The sequence below is a fragment of the Pusillimonas minor genome (assembly GCF_014237865.1).
GTDB classification, from domain to species: domain Bacteria; phylum Pseudomonadota; class Gammaproteobacteria; order Burkholderiales; family Burkholderiaceae_B; genus Neopusillimonas; species Neopusillimonas minor.
This window is the reverse complement of sequence record NZ_JACJUU010000001.1, coordinates 399,580-421,192: the sequence shown is the minus strand read 5'-3', so window position 1 is coordinate 421,192 and position 21,613 is coordinate 399,580. Positions and strand designations below refer to the sequence as shown.

Annotated in this window: 18 protein-coding genes; 8 read left to right on the top strand and 10 right to left on the bottom strand. The window is 58.9% G+C overall.

Annotated features, from left to right (window positions below; translation table 11 throughout):
* Positions 1-13: 13 nt before the first annotated feature.
* Entirely contained in the window at positions 14-286 is a 273-nt protein-coding gene (locus tag GTU67_RS15250) for a DUF2818 family protein (protein ID WP_249417508.1), read from the top strand.
* On the opposite strand, the gene serB is transcribed toward GTU67_RS15250, so the two are convergent.
* Together serB and mfd are read right to left on the bottom strand one after the other, a co-directional pair.
* Entirely contained in the window at positions 255-1,112 is an 858-nt protein-coding gene (serB, locus tag GTU67_RS02165; RefSeq protein ID WP_185778537.1) for a phosphoserine phosphatase SerB, read from the bottom strand. The genes GTU67_RS15250 and serB overlap by 32 nt on opposite strands.
* A gap of 63 nt (positions 1,113-1,175) precedes the next feature.
* Positions 1,176-4,688: a transcription-repair coupling factor gene (gene mfd, locus GTU67_RS02160; RefSeq protein ID WP_185778536.1), complete on the bottom strand. Its 3,513-nt coding sequence runs from the start codon at positions 4,686-4,688 to the stop codon at positions 1,176-1,178.
* 16 nt (positions 4,689-4,704) lie between these two features.
* On the opposite strand from mfd, the gene ispD reads away from it, so the two are divergent.
* Together ispD and ispF are read left to right on the top strand one after the other, a co-directional pair.
* The gene (ispD, locus tag GTU67_RS02155; RefSeq protein WP_185778535.1) at positions 4,705-5,448 is read left to right on the top strand and encodes a 2-C-methyl-D-erythritol 4-phosphate cytidylyltransferase; all 744 of its coding nucleotides are present in this window, start codon (positions 4,705-4,707) and stop codon (positions 5,446-5,448) included.
* On the top strand, positions 5,445-5,936 hold the full coding sequence (gene ispF / locus GTU67_RS02150) for a 2-C-methyl-D-erythritol 2,4-cyclodiphosphate synthase (RefSeq protein ID WP_185778534.1): 492 nt from the start codon (positions 5,445-5,447) through the stop codon (positions 5,934-5,936). Before ispD ends, ispF begins: the two co-directional genes overlap by 4 nt.
* A gap of 15 nt (positions 5,937-5,951) precedes the next feature.
* Here the strand turns inward: ispF and GTU67_RS02145 are convergent, their stop codons facing one another.
* From GTU67_RS02145 to ompR, 3 genes are all read right to left on the bottom strand, one after another.
* On the bottom strand, positions 5,952-6,500 hold the full coding sequence (locus tag GTU67_RS02145; RefSeq protein WP_185778533.1) for a peroxiredoxin: 549 nt from the start codon (positions 6,498-6,500) through the stop codon (positions 5,952-5,954).
* A 110-nt stretch (positions 6,501-6,610) separates the two neighbouring features.
* Complete coding sequence (locus GTU67_RS02140) at positions 6,611-7,990, bottom strand: sensor histidine kinase (RefSeq protein ID WP_488153841.1); 1,380 nt, start codon at positions 7,988-7,990, stop codon at positions 6,611-6,613.
* Positions 7,991-8,008: 18 nt separating this feature from the next.
* Complete coding sequence (ompR, locus tag GTU67_RS02135) at positions 8,009-8,743, bottom strand: osmolarity response regulator transcription factor OmpR (protein ID WP_185778532.1); 735 nt, start codon at positions 8,741-8,743, stop codon at positions 8,009-8,011.
* Between the two features lie 222 nt (positions 8,744-8,965).
* Between ompR and tsaB the strand changes: the two genes are divergently transcribed.
* Both tsaB and GTU67_RS02125 read left to right on the top strand, forming a co-directional pair.
* Positions 8,966-10,210: a tRNA (adenosine(37)-N6)-threonylcarbamoyltransferase complex dimerization subunit type 1 TsaB gene (gene tsaB / locus GTU67_RS02130; RefSeq protein WP_185778531.1), complete on the top strand. Its 1,245-nt coding sequence runs from the start codon at positions 8,966-8,968 to the stop codon at positions 10,208-10,210.
* The gene (locus GTU67_RS02125; RefSeq protein WP_185778530.1) at positions 10,207-11,094 is read left to right on the top strand and encodes a uracil-DNA glycosylase; all 888 of its coding nucleotides are present in this window, start codon (positions 10,207-10,209) and stop codon (positions 11,092-11,094) included. Before tsaB ends, GTU67_RS02125 begins: the two co-directional genes overlap by 4 nt.
* Here GTU67_RS02125 and lplT read toward each other — a convergent pair.
* Positions 11,091-12,395 (bottom strand): lysophospholipid transporter LplT, encoded by a 1,305-nt coding sequence (gene lplT / locus GTU67_RS02120; RefSeq protein WP_185778529.1) that lies wholly within the window; start codon positions 12,393-12,395, stop codon positions 11,091-11,093. The genes GTU67_RS02125 and lplT overlap by 4 nt on opposite strands.
* 176 nt (positions 12,396-12,571) lie before the next feature.
* Between lplT and smc the strand changes: the two genes are divergently transcribed.
* From smc to ligA, 3 genes are read left to right on the top strand one after another with little or no spacing between them, the layout of a single operon-like run.
* Complete coding sequence (gene smc, locus GTU67_RS02115) at positions 12,572-16,096, top strand: chromosome segregation protein SMC (RefSeq protein ID WP_185778528.1); 3,525 nt, start codon at positions 12,572-12,574, stop codon at positions 16,094-16,096.
* 37 nt (positions 16,097-16,133) lie between these two features.
* Complete coding sequence (locus tag GTU67_RS02110; protein WP_185778527.1) at positions 16,134-17,180, top strand: cell division protein ZipA C-terminal FtsZ-binding domain-containing protein; 1,047 nt, start codon at positions 16,134-16,136, stop codon at positions 17,178-17,180.
* Entirely contained in the window at positions 17,177-19,216 is a 2,040-nt protein-coding gene (gene ligA / locus GTU67_RS02105) for an NAD-dependent DNA ligase LigA (protein ID WP_346726956.1), read from the top strand. The genes GTU67_RS02110 and ligA overlap by 4 nt, the downstream gene beginning before the upstream one ends.
* A gap of 203 nt (positions 19,217-19,419) precedes the next feature.
* Here ligA and GTU67_RS02100 read toward each other — a convergent pair whose 3' ends face one another.
* Genes GTU67_RS02100 through msrB form a run of 4 tightly spaced genes read right to left on the bottom strand, consistent with a single transcriptional unit; the run spans position 19,420 to position 21,439 of the window.
* Positions 19,420-20,196: a peptidylprolyl isomerase gene (locus GTU67_RS02100; protein WP_185778526.1), complete on the bottom strand. Its 777-nt coding sequence runs from the start codon at positions 20,194-20,196 to the stop codon at positions 19,420-19,422.
* A 16-nt stretch (positions 20,197-20,212) separates the two neighbouring features.
* A complete protein-coding gene (locus GTU67_RS02095) occupies positions 20,213-20,473 on the bottom strand; it encodes a BolA family protein (protein WP_185778525.1) in 261 nt (86 codons plus the stop codon).
* A gap of 19 nt (positions 20,474-20,492) precedes the next feature.
* The gene (locus tag GTU67_RS02090) at positions 20,493-21,047 is read right to left on the bottom strand and encodes a septation protein A (protein WP_185778524.1); all 555 of its coding nucleotides are present in this window, start codon (positions 21,045-21,047) and stop codon (positions 20,493-20,495) included.
* On the bottom strand, positions 21,044-21,439 hold the full coding sequence (msrB, locus tag GTU67_RS02085; RefSeq protein ID WP_185778523.1) for a peptide-methionine (R)-S-oxide reductase MsrB: 396 nt from the start codon (positions 21,437-21,439) through the stop codon (positions 21,044-21,046). Before msrB ends, GTU67_RS02090 begins: the two co-directional genes overlap by 4 nt.
* Positions 21,440-21,613 lie beyond the last annotated feature (174 nt).

The window sequence follows — 21,613 nt, the reverse complement described above, 5'->3', positions numbered from 1 at the left end:
AGTGGTGGCCCTCATGGCTTACCCTAGCGTTGTGGCCAGGCGCAGCGCCAGCGAAATGGCGTCTACGCCGGCTGCGGGCAAATCGTTTTTCGACCGCCTTGTAGAAGTGCTGGTGTTTTATGCGCTGGTGGGTGTGTTGGCCTTTGCCTTCGAGGCCAGCATGGGCAATGTATTTGTTCAGGGTTGGGAGTTCTACGCCATTACGCTTAGCTTGTTTTTGGTAATGGCGTACCCCGGGTATGTTTACCGCTACCTTATGCGGCACCGGCCGGGCAAAACCAGTTAAGCACGGCATCAAGGCCACAAAAGCTCAACGCAAAGTTGGCTTGTTCACGCACAACCGGCTTGGCACGGTAAGCCACCGAATACTCGGCCAAAGACAGCATTTTCAGGTCGTTGGCGCCGTCACCCATGGCAATAATTTGCGTTGACGCTGCACCGGTTCGTTGGGCCAGTGCGGTCAGGTAGTCGGCCTTGCCCTGGGCGTCGACAATCGGGCCCAACACGCGTCCGGTCAGCTTGCCGTTAACAATTTCAAGCGTATTGGCATGGGCCTCGTCCAGCCCCAGGCGCGCTTTCAGCCTTTCGGTAAACAAGGTAAAACCGCCCGACACCAGCATGGTTTTCAACCCTGCGGCCTGAACGGTTTTAATTAGTTTCTCGGCGCCGGCATTCAACTGAAGTCGCTCTGAATAAACGCGCTCAAGGGCGTCAACCGTAACGCCCTCAAGCAGCGCTACACGCCGCCGCAGGCTTTCAGAAAAGTCTTTGATCTCGCCACGCATGGCCGCTTCGGTGATGGCCGACACTTCGGCCTTACGCCCCACCATATCGGCAATCTCGTCAATACACTCGATGTTGATCAGCGTTGAGTCCATGTCCATGGCCAGAATTTTGCATTCGGCCAGTGGGCGAACGGTGTCGAGAAATGCGGCATCAATCCCCAGGTCGTGACATTGCGCTGCAATGTCGGCGCGGGCGCTTGCGTCGATATCTTGCAGCTTGACCGCCGTGTTGTTAATGGGCTTGAGCGAGGCGGCTTGGGCCAGCGCTGCAATTTTTTCGACGCGCAGGTTGTCGAGTGTGGGCGCTTGAAGGACGAGGTGAGTCATGATGAATAACGGCGAATAAAAATGATTAGGTGCCAGGTGCCAGGTGCCAGGTGCGTGCCCGGGTTAATGCAACGACCGCATAATGCCACGCAATGCGTTGATACGGGTGTTGACCGGGTTGGTGAGCTCTTTGGACGTGCTGCCCGCTGCCTTGAACTCGACCTTGAGCTTGTCTTGCCCTGCGAGTTTTACATTGCGCTGGGTTTGCACCAGTTGAATGATACGCAAAGGGTCGACATTGGGCTTGGCCGAGAACTGCACAAGCGCTGCGTTCTCACTGGCATCGATCTTCACAATACCCAGCGCTTCGGCCTCAAGGCGCAAGCGGTGCGTTGCCAGCAGCATTTGCGCGGGCTCCGGCAGTTTGCCGTAGCGGTCAATCAGCTCTTCTTGCAAAGTGATCAGGTCATCTTCGTGATTGGCATGCGACAACTTTTTGTACAGGCCCAGCCGTGCGTGCACATCGGGGCAGTAGTCGGCAGGCAGCAGGGCGGGGGTGTGCAGGTTTACTTCGCATTTGGCGGCAAAGGGTGACTCAAGGTCGGGCTCTTCGCCCGCCTTTAAGGCCCTGACCGCGGTGTTGAGCATTTCCGAATACATGGCAAAGCCCACTTCGTGGATATTGCCGGACTGCGACTCACCTAGAACTTCACCCGTACCCCGAATTTCAAGGTCGTGCATGGCCAGGTAAAAACCGGCGCCAAGGTCTTCCATCGATTGAATGGCTTCCAGCCGCTTTTTAGCATTGGTGGTGATGGCATCTTCGCCTGGCGTTAACAAGTACGCGTAGGCCTGGTGGTGCGAACGGCCAACACGCCCGCGCAACTGGTGCAGCTGGGCCAACCCCAGGCGATCGGCGCGGTGGATGACGATGGTGTTGGCCGTGGGTACGTCGATGCCGGTTTCGATAATGGTGGTGCACAGCAAGACGTTGTACTTTTGCTGGTAAAAGCCTTTCATGACTTGCTCAAGCTCGCGCTCGGGCATTTGGCCATGCGCCACGGCAATGCGCGCTTCGGGCACGAGTTCTTCAAGGCGAGCCCGCCGGTTATGAATGGTCTCGACTTCGTTGTGCAAGAAGTAAACCTGCCCGCCTCGTTTCAGTTCGCGCAGCAGCGCCTCGCGGATGGTACTGCCGTCTTCGCGGCGTACAAACGTTTTAATAGCCAGGCGCTTCTGCGGCGCAGTGGCAATGACCGAGAAGTCGCGAATGCCTTCGAGCGACATACCCAGCGTGCGGGGGATGGGCGTGGCGGTCAGCGTCAAAACGTCGACCTCGGCACGCAGCGCTTTCAGGGCTTCTTTCTGGCGCACGCCAAAGCGGTGTTCTTCATCGATAATGACCAGGCCAAGACGTTTGAAAACAACGTCTTTGGACAATATTTTGTGTGTACCAATGACAATATCGACGGTGCCGTCGCCCAGGCCGGCCAATGCCGCGTTGACTTCTTTCGTGGAACGGAACCGCGACAGTTCGACGACCTTTACCGGCCAATCGGCGAAACGGTCTGCAAACGTCTGGGCATGCTGTTCGGCCAACAGTGTCGTGGGGCAGAGCAGGGCAACCTGCTTGCCGTTGGCCACGGCCAGAAACGCGGCCCTTAATGCGACTTCGGTTTTACCAAAGCCTACATCGCCGCATACCAGGCGGTCCATCGGGCGTCCCGAAGTCATGTCGTTCAGGACGGCTTCGATGGCGGCGGCCTGGTCTGGCGTTTCTTCGAAGCCAAAGCCTTCGGCAAATGCCTGATAGTCGTTGAGCGGCAACTTGAAGGCGTAGCCTTCGCGGGCAGCGCGTATGGCGTAAAGGGCCAAGAGCTCGGCGGCGGCATCACGGACTTGTTTGGCGGCCTTGCGCCGGGCTTTATCCCATTGCCCGCTGCCCAATTGGTGCAGGGGTGCCTGGTCGGGGTCGGCGCCACTATAGCGGGCAATAAGGTGCAGTTGCGACACGGGTACATAAAGTGTGCTGCCCGACGCGTACTCAAGATGAAGGAACTCCATTTTCCCTTCGCCAAGGTCCATGTCGACCAAGCCATGATAGCGCCCGATACCGTGTTGTACATGTACTACCGGATCGCCTTCGCGCAATTCGGACAGATCGCGCACCATGGCCTCGGCATTGCTGCTTTCGCCACCACGCCGACTACTGCGGCGCGGGGCATGTGCCACTGCCGGATACAGGTCGTTTTCGGTCAGCAGGGTGAGTGCGCGGGCCGGGATAGCAAACCCGGTGGTCAGCGGGGCAACAGTGATGCAAAACGGCGCGTTCAGTGCGAAAGCATCGTGCAGGTTGTCGGCGCCTGCGTTGGGCTGCAGGTCGAACTCTTCTAGCATTTGCAGCAGCGTCTCGCGTCGGCCGGCCGAATCGGCGCATAAAACAACGCGTGTATCCCCTGCGCTGACGAGCGCCCGCAGGCGGGCAACCGGGTCTTCGGCGCGGCGCGCGACGGCCACGGCAGGTGCCGGGGCAAAGTCGGGGTGTGTTGATTCGGACGTAATGGCTAGTCGGGCAAAATTCTTGAGTGCGCCAAATAAAGCCTCGGTACCCAAAAACAGCTCGCCCGGCGGCAAAACCGGGCGCTCGCGATCACTTTTCAAGAACTGATAGCGGCTTTGCGTATCTTGGGCAAAGTGCTGGATGGCCCCCTCGATGTTGCCGATAGTGACGGTCAGCGTGTCGCCTTTCAGGTAATCGAACAGTGTGGCGGTTTGTTCGAAGAACAGAGGCAGGTAGTACTCTACCCCCGCAAAGGCAATGCCGTTGCCGATATCTTTATACGGCAGTGCACGTGACGGGTCGCCTTCAAAGACCTCGCGAAACCGTGCCCGGAACTGGGTTCGAGCGCCTTCGTCCATGGGGAATTCTCGCCCTGGCAACAGACGAACCTCGCGAACCGGATAAATACTGCGCTGCGTATCGACATCGAAGCTGCGGATGGACTCGATTTCGTCGTCGAACAGGTCGATTCGGTAGGGAACGGCCGAGCCCATCGGGAACAGGTCGATCAGGCCGCCACGGATGCAGAACTCGCCTGGCGCGGTCACTTGCGTGACATGCGCATAATTGGCCAGCGTAAGCTGCTGGCGCAGGCTTTCTTCGTTCAGCTTGTCGCCTTGTTTGAACGAAAAGGTGTAGGCAGCAAGGAAAGACGGGGGTGCAAGCCGGTAGAGCGCTGTGCTGACAGGCACGGTAATGATATCGACCTCATTGTTCATGAGGGCATGCAGCGTTTCGAGGCGTTCTGATATCAGGTCTTGGTGGGGTGAAAAACTATCGTAGGGGAGGGTTTCCCAGTCTGGCAACTGGCGCACGCGCAGGCCGGGGCTGAAACGCACGGCCTCTTCGGCAATACGCTGCGCGGCAAGCGGGTCGGCGCAAAGCACCAGGAGTGTTTTGCCCGCCGTTTTCGCCAGGTCGGCCAGCAACCACGCGTCTCCCGAGCCGGGCGGCGCGCCTATGACATAGCGCTGACCAGGCTTGAGGGCGTTGATTAAACCCGGGGTGCCGGGAAGCTGAGTGGGGTGCGCCGGACGGGCGGGGGAAATGGTTTGTGTCGACATCGTGGCAGCCATTATAAAATCTCTTTCTATGTCCAAGAAAATTATTGCCATCGTGCCTGCTGCAGGTGTGGGTCAACGCGCACAGCGCGACCCGGCCGATCAGCCCAAGCAGTATCGTTTGCTACAAGGTAAGCCCATGCTTCGCTGGGCTGTCGAGGCTTTGCTGGCCGATTCGCGCGTTGATCAGGTCAGGGTGGCGGTATCGGCCGCTGACCCCCAGGCCGCTGCAGCGTTGCAGGGTCTTGATCGCACGGTGTTTCGGCCTTGCGGTGGCCCCAGCCGCGCACATACCGTGCTGGCCGCTCTCGAAGATGCCGACCTTGCCCACGACGATTGGGTATTGGTCCACGACGCGGCAAGGCCTGGCTTGCCCCTGCCGGCGCTGTCGCGGCTTATCGATGTTTGTCTGGCCGAGGGCCAGGGCGCGTTGCTGGCCCAGCCGGTACCCGACACGGTCAAAAGAGCCGGCGCACAACCGGTTCCCGAAACCTGCGTCTTGACGGGGGCAGCGCCTGCGGCCCAGCCGGCAGTGGCTGTGGTGGCGCAAACGGTGTCGCGCGACGGCCTGTGGCTGGCGCAAACGCCGCAAATGTTCCAGGCTGGCGTGTTGCTGTGCGCGCTTCAGGCAGCACTGCAAAGTAATAAAGACATTACCGACGAAGCGTCAGCGGTAGAACTGCTGGGTGTTGCGCCACGGCTTGTGGCCGGGTCGGTGCGTAATTTCAAGGTCACCTGGCCTGAAGATTTTGAACTGATGGAAAAATGGTTATGAAATTGCCGTTTCGGGTAGGGCAAGGGTTCGACGTGCATGCATTGGTGCAAGGGCGCCCCTTGATCATAGGCGGGGTCAGTGTCCCTTACGACAAGGGCCTGGCAGGTCACTCTGATGCCGATGTACTGTTGCACGCCTTAACAGACGCCCTGCTGGGCGGTGCCGGTCTGGGCGATATTGGCCGTCATTTCCCTGACACCGACCCGGCCTATAAAGGGGCCGACAGCCGCGTTTTACTGCGCGAAGCCTACGCCAGGGTTAGGGCCGCGGGTTGGCAGGTGGGTAATATTGACGCCACGATTCATGCGCAGGCGCCTAAAATGGCGCCGTACATTGGCGCCATGGTGCAGTGCATTACCCAAGACCTGGGCCTTGAGGCTTCACAGGTAAACCTGAAGGCCAAAACCAACGAGGGCCTGGGGCATCTGGGCCGCAAAGAGGGTATTGCCGCCAACGCCGTTGCCTTGCTGTTGCCGCTCGACGGCTAACGGCCCTACAGGGCTCTACAGGGTCTCGCCACCCACTTCGCGTGCGCAGGCGCACAGCTCGTCGGTTTGCAGGGCATCGAGTGTGCGCAAAATTTCTTTCGGGTTGCGGCCTACCGCCAGATTGTTAACCGATACGTGCTGGATAACGTTGTCGGGGTCGACAATAAACGTGGCGCGCAACGCCACGCCTTCGAGTTTTTCACGAATGCCTAACTGGTCAATCAGTGCGCCTGCCGTGTCTGAAAACTGGAAATGGGCCAGTTTTTCGAGATCGGTGCTTTCGCGGCGCCAGGCCAGTTTGACGTACTCGTTGTCAGACGACCCACCCATGAGGATGGCGTCCCGGCTGTCGAATTCGGCCGACAGCGCGTTAAAACCAATGATTTCGGTCGGGCAGACGAAAGTAAAGTCTTTGGGATAAAAATAAATGACCTTCCATTTGCCCGGGAATGAGCTTTCGGTGATGTCCTCGAAGGCCGAAACGCCGTTTTCTTCGTGGTGTGTGAACCCGGGTTTGACCCCGATGACTTTGAAGGGTTCGAGTTTGTCGCCAACAGTTTTCATGCGTGCTCCTGCAGTGATCGGGTAGGCCCGATACATGGGTGTTTTAGCCCATTGTAAGGCAAGCAAGCGTGTAAAAAGGGCATCTCAGGGTTATGCCCAAGGTGCTGATATTACCCGCGCGGCAGCTCGATGCGGGCGACCAGACCGTTGGGTGACCGGTTGCTGAGCTTGAGGCGCCCGCCGACATGGCCCAGCAGGCGTTCGACAATCGCCAGCCCAAGCCCTGCGCCGCTGACGCCGGTGCGGGCGGTTTCGCCACGAGAGAAAGGGCGCAGCAGCCGCTGGACTTCGGAGGGCGCAATGCCTGAACCCCGATCAGCCACTTGTACGATGACTTTATTGCCCTCGGCCCACGCGTTCAGGTCGATATAGCAGGTGTCATCGATGGGTGAACGGCCATAACGACGTGCATTTTCGATGAGGTTGCTGACGATGCGTTTCAGGTCGATGGGCGCAATGCGTACGATAAGGCCCGGGGCAATTTCGCCATTAAGGTGCCCACGCAGCGTTTCGGTATGTGATTTTTCTCGGTCGAACAGGTCTTCGAGGACTTCGCTGACGTTGACACCGATTTCGGGCGGCGATGTTGCAGGTCGCGCGTACTCCATAAGCTGCCCAATGCTGTGATCTATCTGGGCCAGATCCTGGTCAATGGCTTGCCGTGTTTCGTCGCTGACATTGCTCATTTCGATTTCAAGCCGCATTCGGGCCAGGGGGGTGCGCAAGTCGTGCGAAATACCGGCCAGCATGATTTCGCGGTCTGCCTCTGTTTGCCGCAAGTCTTGGGTCATGCGGTTGAAGGCGATGTTGATTTCCTGGATTTCGAGCGGCCCGTCTTCGGGCAATGGCGACGGGATTTCACCCCGGGACAATTGCTGCGTAACTTTGGCCAGTTGCGATAATGGCCGGTTGACAAAGCGCACGCTGATCGCCGACCCAACCAGGGCCAGCAGCAGCGCGGTTACGCCCCACCAGAACCATTCTATGCCCGCGGCCAGCCCAAGTTGTTCGCGATCGAATACCAGCCAGAACCGGTCGTCGTTGATTTCAAAGCTGACCCAGATGCCGGGTACCTTGTTGACCGACCACATGACCTGAGCGTCGGGACCCAGCCGGTTTTTGATTTCGGCAACGACATGATTCCAGTAGTTGGAGTTGGGCAAGGGCTCGAGCTCGTCTGACGGCTCGCGCGGCTGGATCCGGAGGCTTTCTTTGGTGGCCAGATCGAGCAGCAGCGAAGGTCGCATATCGATAGGCGCGTAAATAAGCGCCGACCGGGTGATGCTGAGCGACGTGCTGACGCGTTGTGCCATCTGGATGGCACGGGGGCCTTCTTCCATGCTGAAGAAGACTTCGAGCCATGCCCCCAGGCTGACCAGCATGAGCAGGGCCAGCAATAAAAAAGACCGGCTGAAAAGACCCAGCCGGACTTTTGACCTGAGGCGCTCGTAGTGTTGCTGAAATATTGGCATGTAACGATGAATCAGCAAACCGGCACGCCCGGCGGATTAGCTACCGCCATCGGGGATGAACACGTAACCCAGACCCCAGACCGTCTGGATGAAAACGGGCTTGGACGGGTTGGGTTCGATGAGTTTGCGCAGACGGGAGATCTGGACGTCGAGACTACGATCGAAGGCTTCGTATTCGCGGCCGCGGGCGAGTTCCATGAGTTTGTCGCGCGACAGGGGGATTTTGGGATGACGCGCAAACACCTTCAGGACCGAGAATTCGCCGGTAGTGATGGGGACCGGCTCGTTGTCGCGGGTGAGCGTACGCGTAGACAAATTAAGTACGTAAGGCCCGAACTCGATGGACTCGTTTTCCTGGCTGGGGGCGCCGGGGTGCTCTTCGGTCCCGCGTCGGCGCAAGATGGCATTGACGCGCGCCAGAAGTTCGCGCGGGTTGAAGGGCTTGGACAGATAGTCGTCTGCGCCCATTTCGAGCCCGACGATGCGATCGATTTCTTCGGCTTTGGCCGTGAGCATGATGATGGGGGTGTTGTCGTGACTGCCGCGAAGGCGGCGGCATATCGACAGACCATCTTCGCCCGGCAACATGAGGTCGAGCACCAGCAGGTCGAAGTGCTCGCGCTGCCATAGTTTGCTCATTTCTTTGCCGTCTTCGGCGACGAAGACGTTGAACCCCTGTTCGGTCAGATAGCGGCGCAGCAAGTCGCGTAGCCGCGGATCGTCGTCGACAACGAGGATTTTTCGGGTAGGAGGCGGTGTATGAGTATTCATGGTCGAAAATGTAACAGGGTCGGCTGGGCCCGTGAAGAGGCCGGTAGCAAGATATTACACATTAAGGATTTCGTAGAAACGGGGCTTACCATTTTTACGTTGGCGACACACGGATCACCCCTTTTTACAGGGCAAGTCAAGATTAGCACTCCGGTGCCGGTTCGGGTAGCAAATTTTTGGACGATGGCCAAATGTCGGGGAATCACCCCTTAAAATAACGGTATGAATCTGCATATTCTCGCTCTGGAAACCTCGTCGCGCGTTTGCGACGTGGCCTTGCTGTCGGTGGTTGACGGCCACGAAAGCACGCATGTCGTCAGCCACGACGGCACAGGCGAACACGCCGAGCGTTTGCTGCCGATGGTGCAAGAAGCCCTTGATCGGGCCGGCATTGCCCGTACCGACTTGTCGGCCATAGCCTTTGGGCAAGGGCCGGGCGGTTTTACGGGCTTGCGCGTCGCTTGCGGTGTGGCGCAGGGTTTGTCGTATGCGTTGGGTTTGCCGGTGGTGCCGGTGCCTTCGTTGCTGGCGGCTGCCGCCGCAGACACTCACAACGATGCCATTCGCGTTGTGGCGCAAGACGCCCGCATGAACGAAATCTATGTAGCGGTTTATGTCCCCGAGCCCAATGGCGATCTGGTCGAGCTTCAGGCGGCAACCCTGGTCGGTGTCGACGACTTTGTCTTCTGGCTGGGCCGGCAGGCGCGTCAGTGGCAGGTTGCGTGGCCTGGCCCGGTGGCCATTATTGGTGATGCGCTTGACGCCTACCCGGGGCTGGTGCTGCCGGGGGTGCTGTCGTTGGCCGATACCGAGCGCCCGGTAAGGTTGGGTTTGCCTGTGCGTGCAACCGGTGCGGCCGTGGCGCAGCAGGCCCGCCGTTTTTTAAAAGCCGGGCAGGTGGTGCAACCGGCGCAAGCCGCACCGCTGTATGTGCGCGACAAAGTGGCGTATACAACAGCAGAGCGCCAACAAGGGATGGGCGGCAATCCAAAAACGCAGTCAGAAGTTCAGCTTTTGTCTATGTCTGAAGCGCACCTGGACGCAGTCGCCGCGCTTGAGGCCCGGGTGCAGTCTCACCCCTGGACGCGCGGCAATTTCGCCGATGCGCTCAAAGCAGGGTATAGCGCCAAAGTTGCCCTGCTTGGCGAACAGGTCGTTGGCTTCAGTGTGGTTCAGCATGCGCCCGATGTTGCTCATTTGTTGCTTATTGCTGTGTCGCCTGTCATGCAGCGTCAGGGTCTGGGCTATCGGTTGCTGCGTCAGGCCGAGCTCGAAACCCGGCAGGCGGGCTTGCCGGCACTTTTGCTCGAAGTGCGCCCGTCCAACCAGGCGGCGGTCGCGTTTTACACCAACAGGGGCTTTGTTCAAGTAGGTTTGCGCAAGGGCTATTATCCCAACGGAAGCCACCCGCGCGAAGATGCGTTGGTATTGCAAAAGGGGCTCGAACCCCTGGCGGGGCGGTCATGACGATGCCTGTGCACCCTGCCGTCGCCTTGACGGCCACCCAGGCGGCCTGGCTGGCCGAACTGGGCGTCGATCGCAAATTGCTGGCTACGCTGGCCGATACGTCGGCTCTGTTTGCGCCTGCGCGAGTTGCGCCAGGGGCCGGCGTTGCACCTGTTAATGTCCCCGCGGGTCAAGGAACCTCGGCTTCCAGACGTACAGACGCGGCTGTCGGGGCTGCACCGATGCACCGGGAGCCGATGCAACCCGTGCCTCAAAAGCCGGCGGCTACTTCGCCTGCTGACCCCGTCCCCCCCCAACCGGTGCAACGGGTTGATTTGCCCACCGACCTTGCGCTTCTAGCCCAAACTGTGGCGAGTTGTCAGGCCTGCGGTTTGCATGCAAGTCGCCATCAAACGGTGTTTGGCGACGGCATGGCCAATGCGCCTCACTGGATGATTATCGGCGAGGCGCCTGGCGATCACGACGACCACCTGGGGCTGCCGTTTCAGGGCAAAGCGGGCGAACTTTTAAGCACCATGCTTTCGGCGGCAGGCATTCTTCCGCAGGCTTCGGTGTTTTATACCAATTTGCTTAAATGCCGTCCAAAGGGCGGGCGGACGCCCCGCGCCGACGAAATCCAGGCCTGTTTGCCCTATTTGCAGCAGCAAATCGGGCTGGTTCGGCCCAGTGGCCTGCTGGTGCTGGGGTGGCAGGCGGCCCAGGCATTGGTGGGGCAGCGGGCCAGTCTCGACCAATTGCGAGGTCAGGTGCATCGTTATACCGATTGTGGGGTGGATATCCCCATGGTAGTAACGCACCACCCCGCGTCGTTATTGTTGCGGGGTCAATACAAGGCGGCCGCCTGGCAAGATTTGCACCTTGCCAGGTCGGCCCTGGCTGTCTAGTGCAGCGCCTGGCCGTGGCCGTGCTGTCCGATCTGGTCTTGCAGCGAAGGGTCGCGCTGGTGGTTTAAGCGGTTCCACCGAATAAACACCGCCATCAGGCTGGCAACCAGCACGCCGAAGATGACGATAATGATATTAATGGGCAGTTTCAGCCAGAGCATCAGGCTGTACGTGGCCAGCATCAACAAGATATTCAATTGCTCGTTGAAGTTTTGTACTGCAATAGAATGGCCCGCCGACAGCAATACGTGGCCGCGATGTTGCAGCATGGCGTTCATGGGCACCACAAAGAAACCACTTAAACCGCCAATCAGCATAAGCAAGGCATAGACGGCCCAGGGCTCGTACACCAGGGGCATAAGCAATACCGTAAAGCCCATGACGACCCCCAAGGGCAAAACGCCCAAGGCTTTTTTAAGTGGTACACGTCCGGCAACTACGGCCCCCACAATGGTACCCACTGCGGCAACCCCCATCAGGATAGACGCCTGGTCAAGCCGGTAGCCCAGGTGCTGGGCGCCCCACTCGATAAGAATAAGCTGCAGTGTTGCTCCGGCACCCCAGAACAGGGTGGTGACCGCCAGAGAAATTTGCCCAAGCTTGTCGCGCCAGAGCGTTTTGACGTAATAGCTGAATTCGCGCACCAGCTTGACCGGGTTGGTTTGTTGCTTGGGGTAGCTGACATTAGTGCCTGGAATAAGCAGGTTGCAGCTTGCCGCCAGCAAATAGATGAAACCGATGATGAAAATGGCGGCTTCAGCGCGTGTGTCGACGACCGCGCTGATCCAGGCATGGCTGAGCAGCATTTCGGAGACATGCGGGTTGATAAGCACGCCGCCGAGTACCGTACCAAAGATAATGGACAGGACCGTCAGGCCTTCGATCCAGCTGTTGCCCTTGACGAGCTGGTCGGGCGGAAGCATTTCGGTCACGATGCCGTATTTGGCCGGTGAGTAGGCCGCTGCGCCAATACCTACCAGGGTGTAGGCCGCAAAAATCAGCCCCAGTTGCCCGGTGGTTTCGAACCCCAGACTTTGGTAACTGAACATGAGCAGGCAACCCGCCAGTTTCACGGCGTTGGTGGCGAACATGACCTTCCCTTTGGGGAAAGCGTCGGCAAACGCACCGACAAACGCCGCCAGCACGACATAAGCCAGGGCAAACCACCATTTCATCATGGGCGCCATCCAGTCAGGGCCTTGCAGGTCGGCAATAAGCGCGATCGCTGCAATGAGCAGGGCGTTGTCGGCCAGAGACGATAACGCCTGGGCTGTCATGACCAGATAAAAGCCTTTTTTCAAGTTGGTTCTCGGTGAAAGGGGGGTTGAAAAATGAGTGGCGAGCTAATTTTAAGGACTTTTTAAGGTTTGCCAAAGGCAACAAGATTTGAAGTATAGCTTCAGCTTGAACAATGCAGGGCTGGGGTATTATTAGGCGTTAAAATTTTGCCGTTGCCGCAGCCCCGATTTCTTTCATCGTGCGTCTTTCACAAATCAAACTTGCCGGCTTTAAGTCGTTTGTCGAACCTACCGTCATACCTACACCCAGTCAACTGGTCGGTGTGGTGGGTCCGAACGGCTGTGGCAAGTCAAATATTATCGATGCCGTGCGCTGGGTGCTGGGCGAAACCCGGGCGTCCGAGCTGCGCGGCGAGTCGATGCAAGACGTCATTTTTAACGGGTCGGGCCAGCGTAAGCCGGCGGCGCGCGCGTCGGTAGAGCTGGTGTTCGACAATGCCGATGGCCGGGCGGTGGGGCAATGGAGCACCTATGCTGAAATTGCGGTGCGCCGCGTCCTGACACGTGACGGCACCAGTAGTTACTACATCAATAATCAGCAGGTCCGTCGTCGTGATATTCACGATATCTTTCTGGGTACGGGGCTGGGGTCACGGGGCTACGCCATTATTGGTCAGGGCATGATCAATCGCCTCATCGAGGCCAAGCCCGACGAGTTGCGGGTTTATCTCGAAGAGGCCGCCGGGGTTTCACGCTATAAAGAACGCCGTCGCGAAACCGAGAACCGGTTGTCTGATACGCGTGAAAACCTGACCCGTCTCGAAGATATTCTGCGTGAACTCGACACCCAGCTCGAGAAACTCGAGGGTCAGGCCGAGGTGGCTGCGCGATACCGGGGGCTGCAATCCGAGGGAGAGCAAAAGCAACGCGCACTCTGGTTGTTGCGTGAAGCAGCCGCCAAAGGCGATCAAAAAGCGCGATTTGCGGCGATCGAGCAGGCGCAAACCGAACTCGAGGGTGCGATTGCCGGGCTCCGTCGAACCGAAGCCGACCTTGAGTCACGTCGCCAGGCGCATTATCAAGCCAGCGATCGCGTGCATACTGCGCAGGGCAAGCTCTACGAAGCCGGCGCGCTGGTCAGCCGCCTCGAAGCCGAAATCCGTCATGTTGTAGATTCCCGTTCGCGGGTTCAGGCACGCCGTGCCCAGCTTCAGGCCCAGCAACAAGAATGGCAAGATCAAGCGACGCACTGCGCCGGGCAAATCGAAGAGACGCTCGAAGAAATCGAGACCCTGAACGGGCAAACCGAGGTCTTGCAAGCACAAGCTGAAGCCGCTGCCGAACGTCTGCCCGACATCGATGCACGGGTTCGCGCGGCAGGTGCATCGCGCGACGAAATGCGTCAGGTGCTGTCCAGGGTTGAGCAAAATCTGGCGCTGGTGGCGCAGACCCAGGCCGATGCCGCGCGCCAGATCGAAGCATTGCGCCTGCGGCGCGAACGCCTGACCAACGAGCTGCGCGATATGAACGTGCCCGACACGGCCGAGCTCGACCGGCTGCGTGGCGAACTGGGCATGCTCGAAACCCAGCTCGAAGAGGCGCAAGCCCAGGTGCTTGAGCTTGAGGCGCAATTACCCGATCTCGACGGTCGCCGCCATCAGGCCCAGGAAGCGGCCCGAGCTGAGTCTTCAGGTGTTTCACGTCTCGAAGCCCGACTCGCGGCCTTGGTTAAGCTGCAAGAAGACGTTCAGAAGCGTGGCGCATTGCAACCGTGGCTCGAAAAACACGAGCTGACCGGTTTGGCCAGGTTGTGGCAAAAGCTGCACATCGAACCTGGCTGGGAAGCTGCTCTCGAGGCGGTGCTGCAAGAATGCCTGGCCGGCCTTGAAATTCGTCAAATCGAACATGCCAGGGCTTTTGCCCAAGATCCGCCACCTGCGCGTCTGGCGTTTTATCAACGCCCGGTGGCTGCGCCGTCACCCGACGCGCCGCAGGGGCTGCAACCCCTGACCACGCTGCTTAAAACAGTTGATCCCGACCTGCGCACCTTGCTTGACGGCTGGCTGGCAGGCGTTTTTCGTGCCGACGATCTGAGTCAGGCGCTGGCTCACCGAAACGCGTTGCCACCCGGTGGGGTTTTTGTGGTCAAAGAAGGGCACCTTATCGACGCGCATAGCGTGCGTTTTTATGCCGCCGACTCAGAGCAGGCTGGCATGCTGGCGCGCCAGCAAGAAATTGAAAACCTGCATCGCGAGATCAAGGCCCAACAATTGATTGCCGATCAGGCCTTGTCGGCGGTTGTCCGAGCAGAAGCTGCCTGGCAAAGCGTGTCGCAGGCCATGGCGCCGGCGCGTACCCGTGTGGCCGAGCTGACGCGCCGAACGCACGATGTGCAGCTCACGTATTCCCGGCTGCATCAGCAGGCTGAGCAGTCCGGCCAGCGGGCCGGCCGTATTCAGGAAGAACAGGCCGAAATTGATACCGAGCTTGATACCCTCGCGGCATCGCGCGAAGAGGCCGAGGCTCGTTTCGAGACACTTGACCTTGAGCTGGCTGACTTGCAAACACAGTTTGCCGATGCCGAAATCTCGGGCGAGCGCCTTGCTCAAGAGGCCGAGACAGCGCGTACTGCGGTACGCGACCTTGAGCGGCGCGTGCAAGAGTCGCAATTCTCGGCGCGAGCGCTGCAGTCGCGCCTGGCCGACCTTCAGCGCAATCTCGAGCTGGCGCAAGCACAGTCGCGACGCGCTACCGACGAGCTTGAGTCGCTGCAGGGCGAGTTGTTCGAGCTTGACGCGTCGGCCGCCGAGGCCGGCCTGCAAGATGCCCTCGAGACCCGTGCCGCTTGCGAAGATGACCTGGCCCAGGCGCGCATCGAAATGGATAACCTGGCGGCAGCCTTGCGCGAGGCCGATGAGCAGCGTCTGGCTAACGAGCGTGTGCTCGAACCCTTGCGTTCGCGCATTACCGAGCTTCAGTTGCAAGAGCAGGCGGCCCGACTGACCGTCGAACAGTATTCTGAACAGCTCGATGCCCAGCAGGTCGATCGCGATGAGCTGCGGCGTTTTTTGGATACTCAGCCCGAAACCTGGCAGCGTGTTGGGTGGTTGCAGTCCGAGGTTCAGCGAATTTCCCGCGAAGTCGATGCGCTGGGCGCGGTAAATTTGGCTGCGCTCGACGAACTGAATCAATCGCGTCAGCGTAAAGATTATCTCGATGCCCAGCATGCCGATTTACGTCGCGCCATCGAGACGCTTGAAGACGCCATCCGTAAAATCGACAAAGAAACCCGTGAACTGCTTCAGGGCACGTTCGACACCGTCAATCACCATTTTGGCGAGTTGTTTCCCCGGCTTTTTGGGGGCGGCGAGGCCCGGCTTATCATTACCGGCGACGAAATTCTCGATGCAGGCGTGCAAGTCATGGCGCAGCCGCCCGGCAAACGCAACAGCACCATTCATCTGCTGTCGGGTGGCGAAAAGGCGCTTACGGCGACAGCGCTGGTGTTTGCGTTGTTTAAACTTAATCCGGCACCGTTTTGTTTGTTGGACGAAGTCGATGCGCCGCTTGACGATGCCAATACCGAACGTTACGCGAAGCTGGTGGGCAGCATGAGCGACCAGACACAGTTTTTATTTATTTCTCACAACAAAATCGCGATGCAGATGGCCAGGCAGTTGATTGGGGTTACCATGCAAGAGCAGGGTGTATCACGCATCGTGGCAGTCGATATCGAGTCGGCCATGCAGTTGGCTCAGGTATGACTATGACAGGAATCAGGGGCCGCTAGGCGGAAATGGCATGAGTGATTTTCAGATCGGGTTAATTGCCCTGGGTGTTGTGATCCTTTTGGGTGTACTGGCGTACAACTGGTGGCAAGATCGCAGCGTGCGCAAACGTATGCAGGCCCAGTTTCCTCAAACAGAAGAAGACCCATTGCTGGGCGGGTTGCCCCCGGTCGTCGGTCGCAAAGAGCCTGGCCTGCCCGATGATGTTGCCGGGGAACGTCACGAAGGCACTCACACGCGTCGTGATGTCGCCGCCGAGCCCGACGAAGTTGATGCAGTTTGCGAAGCCGTTATTGATATTGTGTTTGCGCAACCCGTGCAATCTGGCGATCTGGCCGAAGCGGCCAAGGCGCTCATTCCGGCCGACGTTCGTCCGTTGCGTTATTTCTCCGAATTGCCCGATGGCGCACATTGCGCCGGTTTACCTGCCGGCCAGGCGTGCGCTTCGTTGCAGATAGCCGTGCTGCTGGCCAACCGCAGCGGCCCCATGACCGATATCGAATGGTCGCAGCTTTGGACGGCCGCCCAGGCGCTGGCCGAAAAGTTTGACGGCGCCGTCGAAGGGCCTGAACAAGACGATGTGGTGGCGCAGGCTGCCGCGCTCGACGCAACGTGTGCGGGGCTCGACGCCCAGGTGGGGCTGGCCGTGCAGTTGCCGTCGCCCCTGCCGGCAGCACGCGTGCGCGATACGGTTATCGAGGCTGGGTTTGCCCGGGTTGGCGCGCATATGGCCTGGGTTGCCGAGTCTGGCGCCGCCCGGTTTACCCTGATGTTCGACGGCTCTCCCGCCCCGGCTTTTCTGGCCGATCGTGTCGGGCGTATCGACCTGCTGCTCGATCTCCCGAACAGCCCGGCCGATGCGCAGGCGTTCAGCCGGATGGCCAGTGTCGGCCGAGACCTGGCGCAGCGTCTTGACGCCGTGCTGGTTGACGATCAGGGACGTCCGGTGTCCGAGGCGTCCGACGCCACCATAGACAAGCAATTGGCGGCCATGTACGCCCAACTGACGCAGGCGGGCTTTGCCCCCGGTTCCGAGCGTACGGCAAGGTTGTTCTCGTGACATCGACTTCGTTGGTACCTGCACAAGTGCAGGCGCAGGTCGACGCCCTGCGGCAAGAAATCAATCAGCACAATATCCGTTACTACGCGCACGACGCGCCGGTTGTTTCCGATGCCGAATACGATCGGCTGATGGCGCAACTTCAGGCCCTCGAAGCACAGTACCCGCAGTTGGTAACGCCCGAATCGCCGTCCCAGCGCGTGGGCGCGGCGCCAATGGCCGCATTTGCCTCGGTTCGCCATGCGGTGCCCATGCTGTCGCTCGATAACGGTTTCGATGACGCAGCCATTCAGGCCTTCGACCGCAGGGTTGCAGACGCGTTGCGCGATAGCGGTCTGTTGCCGGCCGGCGGCCAGGTCGAGTATCAGGCCGAGTACAAGTTTGATGGTCTGGCTGTTTCTTTGCGCTACGAAAGAGGGCGCCTGGTGCAGGCGGCTACCCGGGGTGACGGTCTTCAGGGCGAGGACGTCACCCACAATATTCGCACCCTGCGTTCGGTGCCGCTCGAGCTGCCTGGCGATGCGCCCGACATACTCGAGGTACGCGGCGAAGTATTTATCAATACCCAGGATTTCGAGCGCCTCAACCGTGAGCAGCAAGCGCGTGGCGAAAAGATTTTTGTGAACCCGCGTAATGCGGCGGCCGGCAGTTTGCGTCAGCTTGACCCGCGCATCGCGGCGCGGCGCCCGTTGCGTTTTTATGCGTATGGTTGGGGCGAGCTTTCGACCGAAGGCAAGCAGACGCAGTCGGGTATGCTCGATTGGTTCCATACCCTGGGCTTGCCGGTCAGCCCCGATCGTGCCGTGGTAAGCGGCGCCGAAGGTTTGCTGGCGTTCTACAGCGGGGTTGGGGCCCGGCGGCCCACGCTGCCGTTCGATATCGATGGCGTGGTTTACAAAGTAAACAGCCTGCAGGCCCAGAGCGTGCTTGGCTTTGTGGCGCGTGCCCCGCGTTTTGCGCTGGCGCACAAGTTTCCGGCCCAAGAAGAAACCACCACGTTGTTGGGTATCGATATCCAGGTGGGACGTACCGGCGCCATTACGCCCGTCGCCCGCTTAAAGCCGGTGTTTGTCGGGGGCGTAACGGTCACTAATGCAACGCTGCACAACGAAGACGAAATTCGGCGCAAAGATGTGCGTATCGGCGATACCGTGATTGTGCGTCGTGCCGGTGATGTCATCCCCGAAATTGTCGGCCCGGTGCTCGAACGCCGGCCCGAGGGCGCCGTTGTCTTTCAGATGCCCACGCAGTGTCCTGTGTGCGGTTCGGCGGTACATCGGCCCGATGGCGAGGCCATTTCGCGCTGCACTGGTGGTTTGTTTTGCGCGGCTCAGCGCAAGCAAAGTCTGCTGCATGCGGCCGGGCGCAAGGCGCTCGACATCGAGGGCCTGGGCGAAAAACTGGTCGAGCAACTGGTCGACTCGGGCAGGGTCAAGTCGCTGGCCGACTTGTTTTCGTTGCGTGTCGAAGACCTGTTGTTGTTCGAACGCATGGGCCGAAAGTCTGCCGAAAATCTGGTTGCCGCGATAGAAAAAGCACGTACGCCCTCTTTGGGGCGGTTGTTGTTTGCGTTGGGTATACGCCATGTCGGCGAAACGACAGCGCGCGACCTGGCCCGTCATTTCGGGGCGTTGCGGGCGGTCATGCAGGCCGACGAGGCCGCCTTGCTTTCGGTGCCCGACGTCGGTCCGGTTGTGGCCCAGGCCATCCTTGAGTTTTTCGCCGAAGCGCATAACCGTGAAGTTATCGATGCGCTTGAACAGGCGGGTGTGCATGCCCAGGCCGACGCCGAGCCGGTTCAGCAGTTGTTATCGGGTAAAACGCTGGTCCTGACGGGCACATTGCCCACCCTGACACGCGACGAAGCCACCCGCATGATTATGGCTGCGGGCGGTAAGGTGAGCGGGTCAGTATCGAAAAAGACGGCTTATGTGGTGGCCGGGGCCGATGCGGGCAGCAAACTGGCCAAGGCGGCCGAGCTGGGAGTGACAATTATTGACGAGGCCCAGTTGGTAGAGATGTTGGGTGCCGGATAAAAACGCGGCTTTGGCATAGCGCTGTCTGGGTAAATAAACGCTTCAGCAAAAAACTGCCCCGGCAAAGAAACCGTGACCGCAGAAAAACGTTGTGGCAGAAAAGTGGCTTTTAAAAATGAACAACACCCCGAACGTTGGATTTTGTCCAACTTTTGGGGTGTTGCTTTGCTGAGCTAAAGGTACTTTTGAGCCTTGGCCAGAACTTACTGAATTTTGGCCTGGTCCATCAGGTCTTTCTGGTACTGGGCCAGCTTTTCCTGGCGCATCATTTCTTCGAGTTGCGGCTTGACTTCGGCCAGTTCGGGGAAGCTGACGGCACGGGAGTCGTCGACGCGAACGATATGCCAGCCAAACTGCGACTTGACGGGTTCGGCCGTCATTTCGCCGTTTTTCAGGCGTTCGACGGCTTCGGCAAATTCAGGCACGTAGTTGCTGGCCTGTGCCCAACCCAGCGAGCCGCCTTCTTTGGCGCTGCCCGGGTCGATTGAGTCGGCCTTGGCGGCGTCTTCGAAGCTGATTTCTTTGGCCTTGATTTTTTGGGTCAGTTCTTTGGCCTTGCCTTCGTCAGCGACCAAAATATGGCTGACTTTGTATTCTTTGGCATCGGCCTGGGCTTTTTTGATTTCGTCGTACTCTGCCTGAATTTCCTGGTCGGTGACCGGGTTTTGCTTCAGGTAGTCTTCCATCAGGGCGCGAACCAGAATGCTTTGGCGCGCCATTTCAAGTTCTTGCTTGACGTCTTCCTGGCGATCAAGGCGTGCGCGCTCGGCGGCCTGAACGGCGACCATACGCCCGATCATTTCTTGTTTGACCTGTTCGCGCAACTGCGGCGTGTCTTGGGCGCCCTGGCCAACCAGCAAGGTAACGAACTGGTCGATTTGCGCCTGTGTAATGGGTTTGCCGTTAACCGTTGCGACATTTTGTGCATAAACAGGAACAGAAATGGCGCAGGCGGCTGCGAACATGACGAGCTTCTTCATAAACTTCCTTGAGCGTTTAGTTGGTGTTGGCCACGATGGCCAAGGCGTGAATTGGAAAAGGGATGAGGTCGCTGACTTGATCATACACGAGGCGATGGCGTTGCAAGGCGCGTAAACCCTCGAACTGTGGCGACGTGATAATGACACGTAAATGGCTGGCCCCCGATTCGCTGCCGGCATGGCCGGCATGCAAATGCGACTCGTCGATGATGTCGAGTTGGGTGGGTTCGAGGGCCTGAAGGCGGCTGTGAACCAGGTCGATGCGTTCTTTGGTCATAGGGGCAAAATAAAAGGGTTCAGGAGGGCTCGGAGGTGTCTTTGATGTGACGGCTGAGCCAGATGGATTGAGCCACGACAAATACCAGCAAAAGCGCCATGAGGCCGAACACCTTGAAATTGACCCACTGCGACTCGGTGAACTGGCCTGAGAACGCAACATACAGGTTCAGTGCGCCGGACGCAATAAAGAAGGCCGACCAGCTGTAGTTCATTTTGTCCCAGACGCTGGGGGGGAGTTCGATTTGGGTGCCCATGACCTTTTGTAGCAGGTTACGGCCAAAGAACCATTTCCCGGCCAGCAATATAGCCGCGAATATCCAGTACAGCACCGTGGGTTTCCATTTGATGAAGGCGTCGTTTTGCAAGACCAGGGTGGCGCCGCCAAACAAGACGATGACGGTCAGGTTGATCCAGTGTGTGGCTTCGATGGTTTTTTTGGTGGCTTTGAGCCAAACAAACTGGGCGACGCTGGCGGCAATAGCGACCGCGGTGGCGACATACATGCTGTCGGCCAGCTTGAAGGCGGCGAAGAACAGAATTAGCGGGAACAGGTCGAACAGAAATTTTTTCATGCGTCGGGTTCGAACGAAAGTGACAGCGAGTTGATGCAGTAGCGCAGACCGGTAGGCGGTGGGCCGTCGGGAAAGACGTGACCCAGATGGGCGTCGCATACCGCGCACATGACCTCGGTACGAATCATGCCATGACTGGTGTCTTGCTCTTCGCGGATAAGGTTGCTGTCGATGGGTTCGAAGTAGCTGGGCCAGCCGCAACCTGCATCAAATTTTGTATCGGACCTGAACAATGCCGTGCCGCAACACACGCACCGATACGTGCCGGCCTGGGTGGTATTCCAGTACTGGCCCGTAAACGCACGTTCGGTACCTTTCTGACGCGTGACATAAAACGCTTCGGGGCTAAGTTGCGCCTGCCACTCGGCCTCTGTTTTGATGACTTTATCCATGCTGCCTTCCTTCGAATGCGCGAATGCCTGTAATTTCTCAACCCGCAATGTTAATCGACTTTCCTGATTGATTTTGGTTCCTTCCGAGCGAAGATTCCGGCGATTTATTGCACGGCGTTTTGGTGGTTTAAAGTCGAACAACAAGTCGATTTATGCAGGGAATCCCCTAGATTC

Excerpts from the sequence above, each read along its gene's own strand:
- GTU67_RS15250 (WP_249417508.1), top strand. The coding sequence starts at position 14 with ATGGCTTACCCTAGCGTTGTGGCCAGGCGCAGCGCCAGCGAAATGGCG.
- serB (WP_185778537.1), bottom strand. The coding sequence starts at position 1,112 with ATGACTCACCTCGTCCTTCAAGCGCCCACACTCGACAACCTGCGCGTC.
- mfd (WP_185778536.1), bottom strand. The coding sequence starts at position 4,688 with ATGGCTGCCACGATGTCGACACAAACCATTTCCCCCGCCCGTCCGGCG.
- ispD (WP_185778535.1), top strand. The coding sequence starts at position 4,705 with ATGTCCAAGAAAATTATTGCCATCGTGCCTGCTGCAGGTGTGGGTCAA.
- ispF (WP_185778534.1), top strand. The coding sequence starts at position 5,445 with ATGAAATTGCCGTTTCGGGTAGGGCAAGGGTTCGACGTGCATGCATTG.
- GTU67_RS02145 (WP_185778533.1), bottom strand. The coding sequence starts at position 6,500 with ATGAAAACTGTTGGCGACAAACTCGAACCCTTCAAAGTCATCGGGGTC.
- ompR (WP_185778532.1), bottom strand. The coding sequence starts at position 8,743 with ATGAATACTCATACACCGCCTCCTACCCGAAAAATCCTCGTTGTCGAC.
- tsaB (WP_185778531.1), top strand. The coding sequence starts at position 8,966 with ATGAATCTGCATATTCTCGCTCTGGAAACCTCGTCGCGCGTTTGCGAC.
- GTU67_RS02125 (WP_185778530.1), top strand. The coding sequence starts at position 10,207 with ATGACGATGCCTGTGCACCCTGCCGTCGCCTTGACGGCCACCCAGGCG.
- GTU67_RS02110 (WP_185778527.1), top strand. The coding sequence starts at position 16,134 with ATGAGTGATTTTCAGATCGGGTTAATTGCCCTGGGTGTTGTGATCCTT.
- GTU67_RS02100 (WP_185778526.1), bottom strand. The coding sequence starts at position 20,196 with ATGAAGAAGCTCGTCATGTTCGCAGCCGCCTGCGCCATTTCTGTTCCT.
- GTU67_RS02095 (WP_185778525.1), bottom strand. The coding sequence starts at position 20,473 with ATGACCAAAGAACGCATCGACCTGGTTCACAGCCGCCTTCAGGCCCTC.
- GTU67_RS02090 (WP_185778524.1), bottom strand. The coding sequence starts at position 21,047 with ATGAAAAAATTTCTGTTCGACCTGTTCCCGCTAATTCTGTTCTTCGCC.
- msrB (WP_185778523.1), bottom strand. The coding sequence starts at position 21,439 with ATGGATAAAGTCATCAAAACAGAGGCCGAGTGGCAGGCGCAACTTAGC.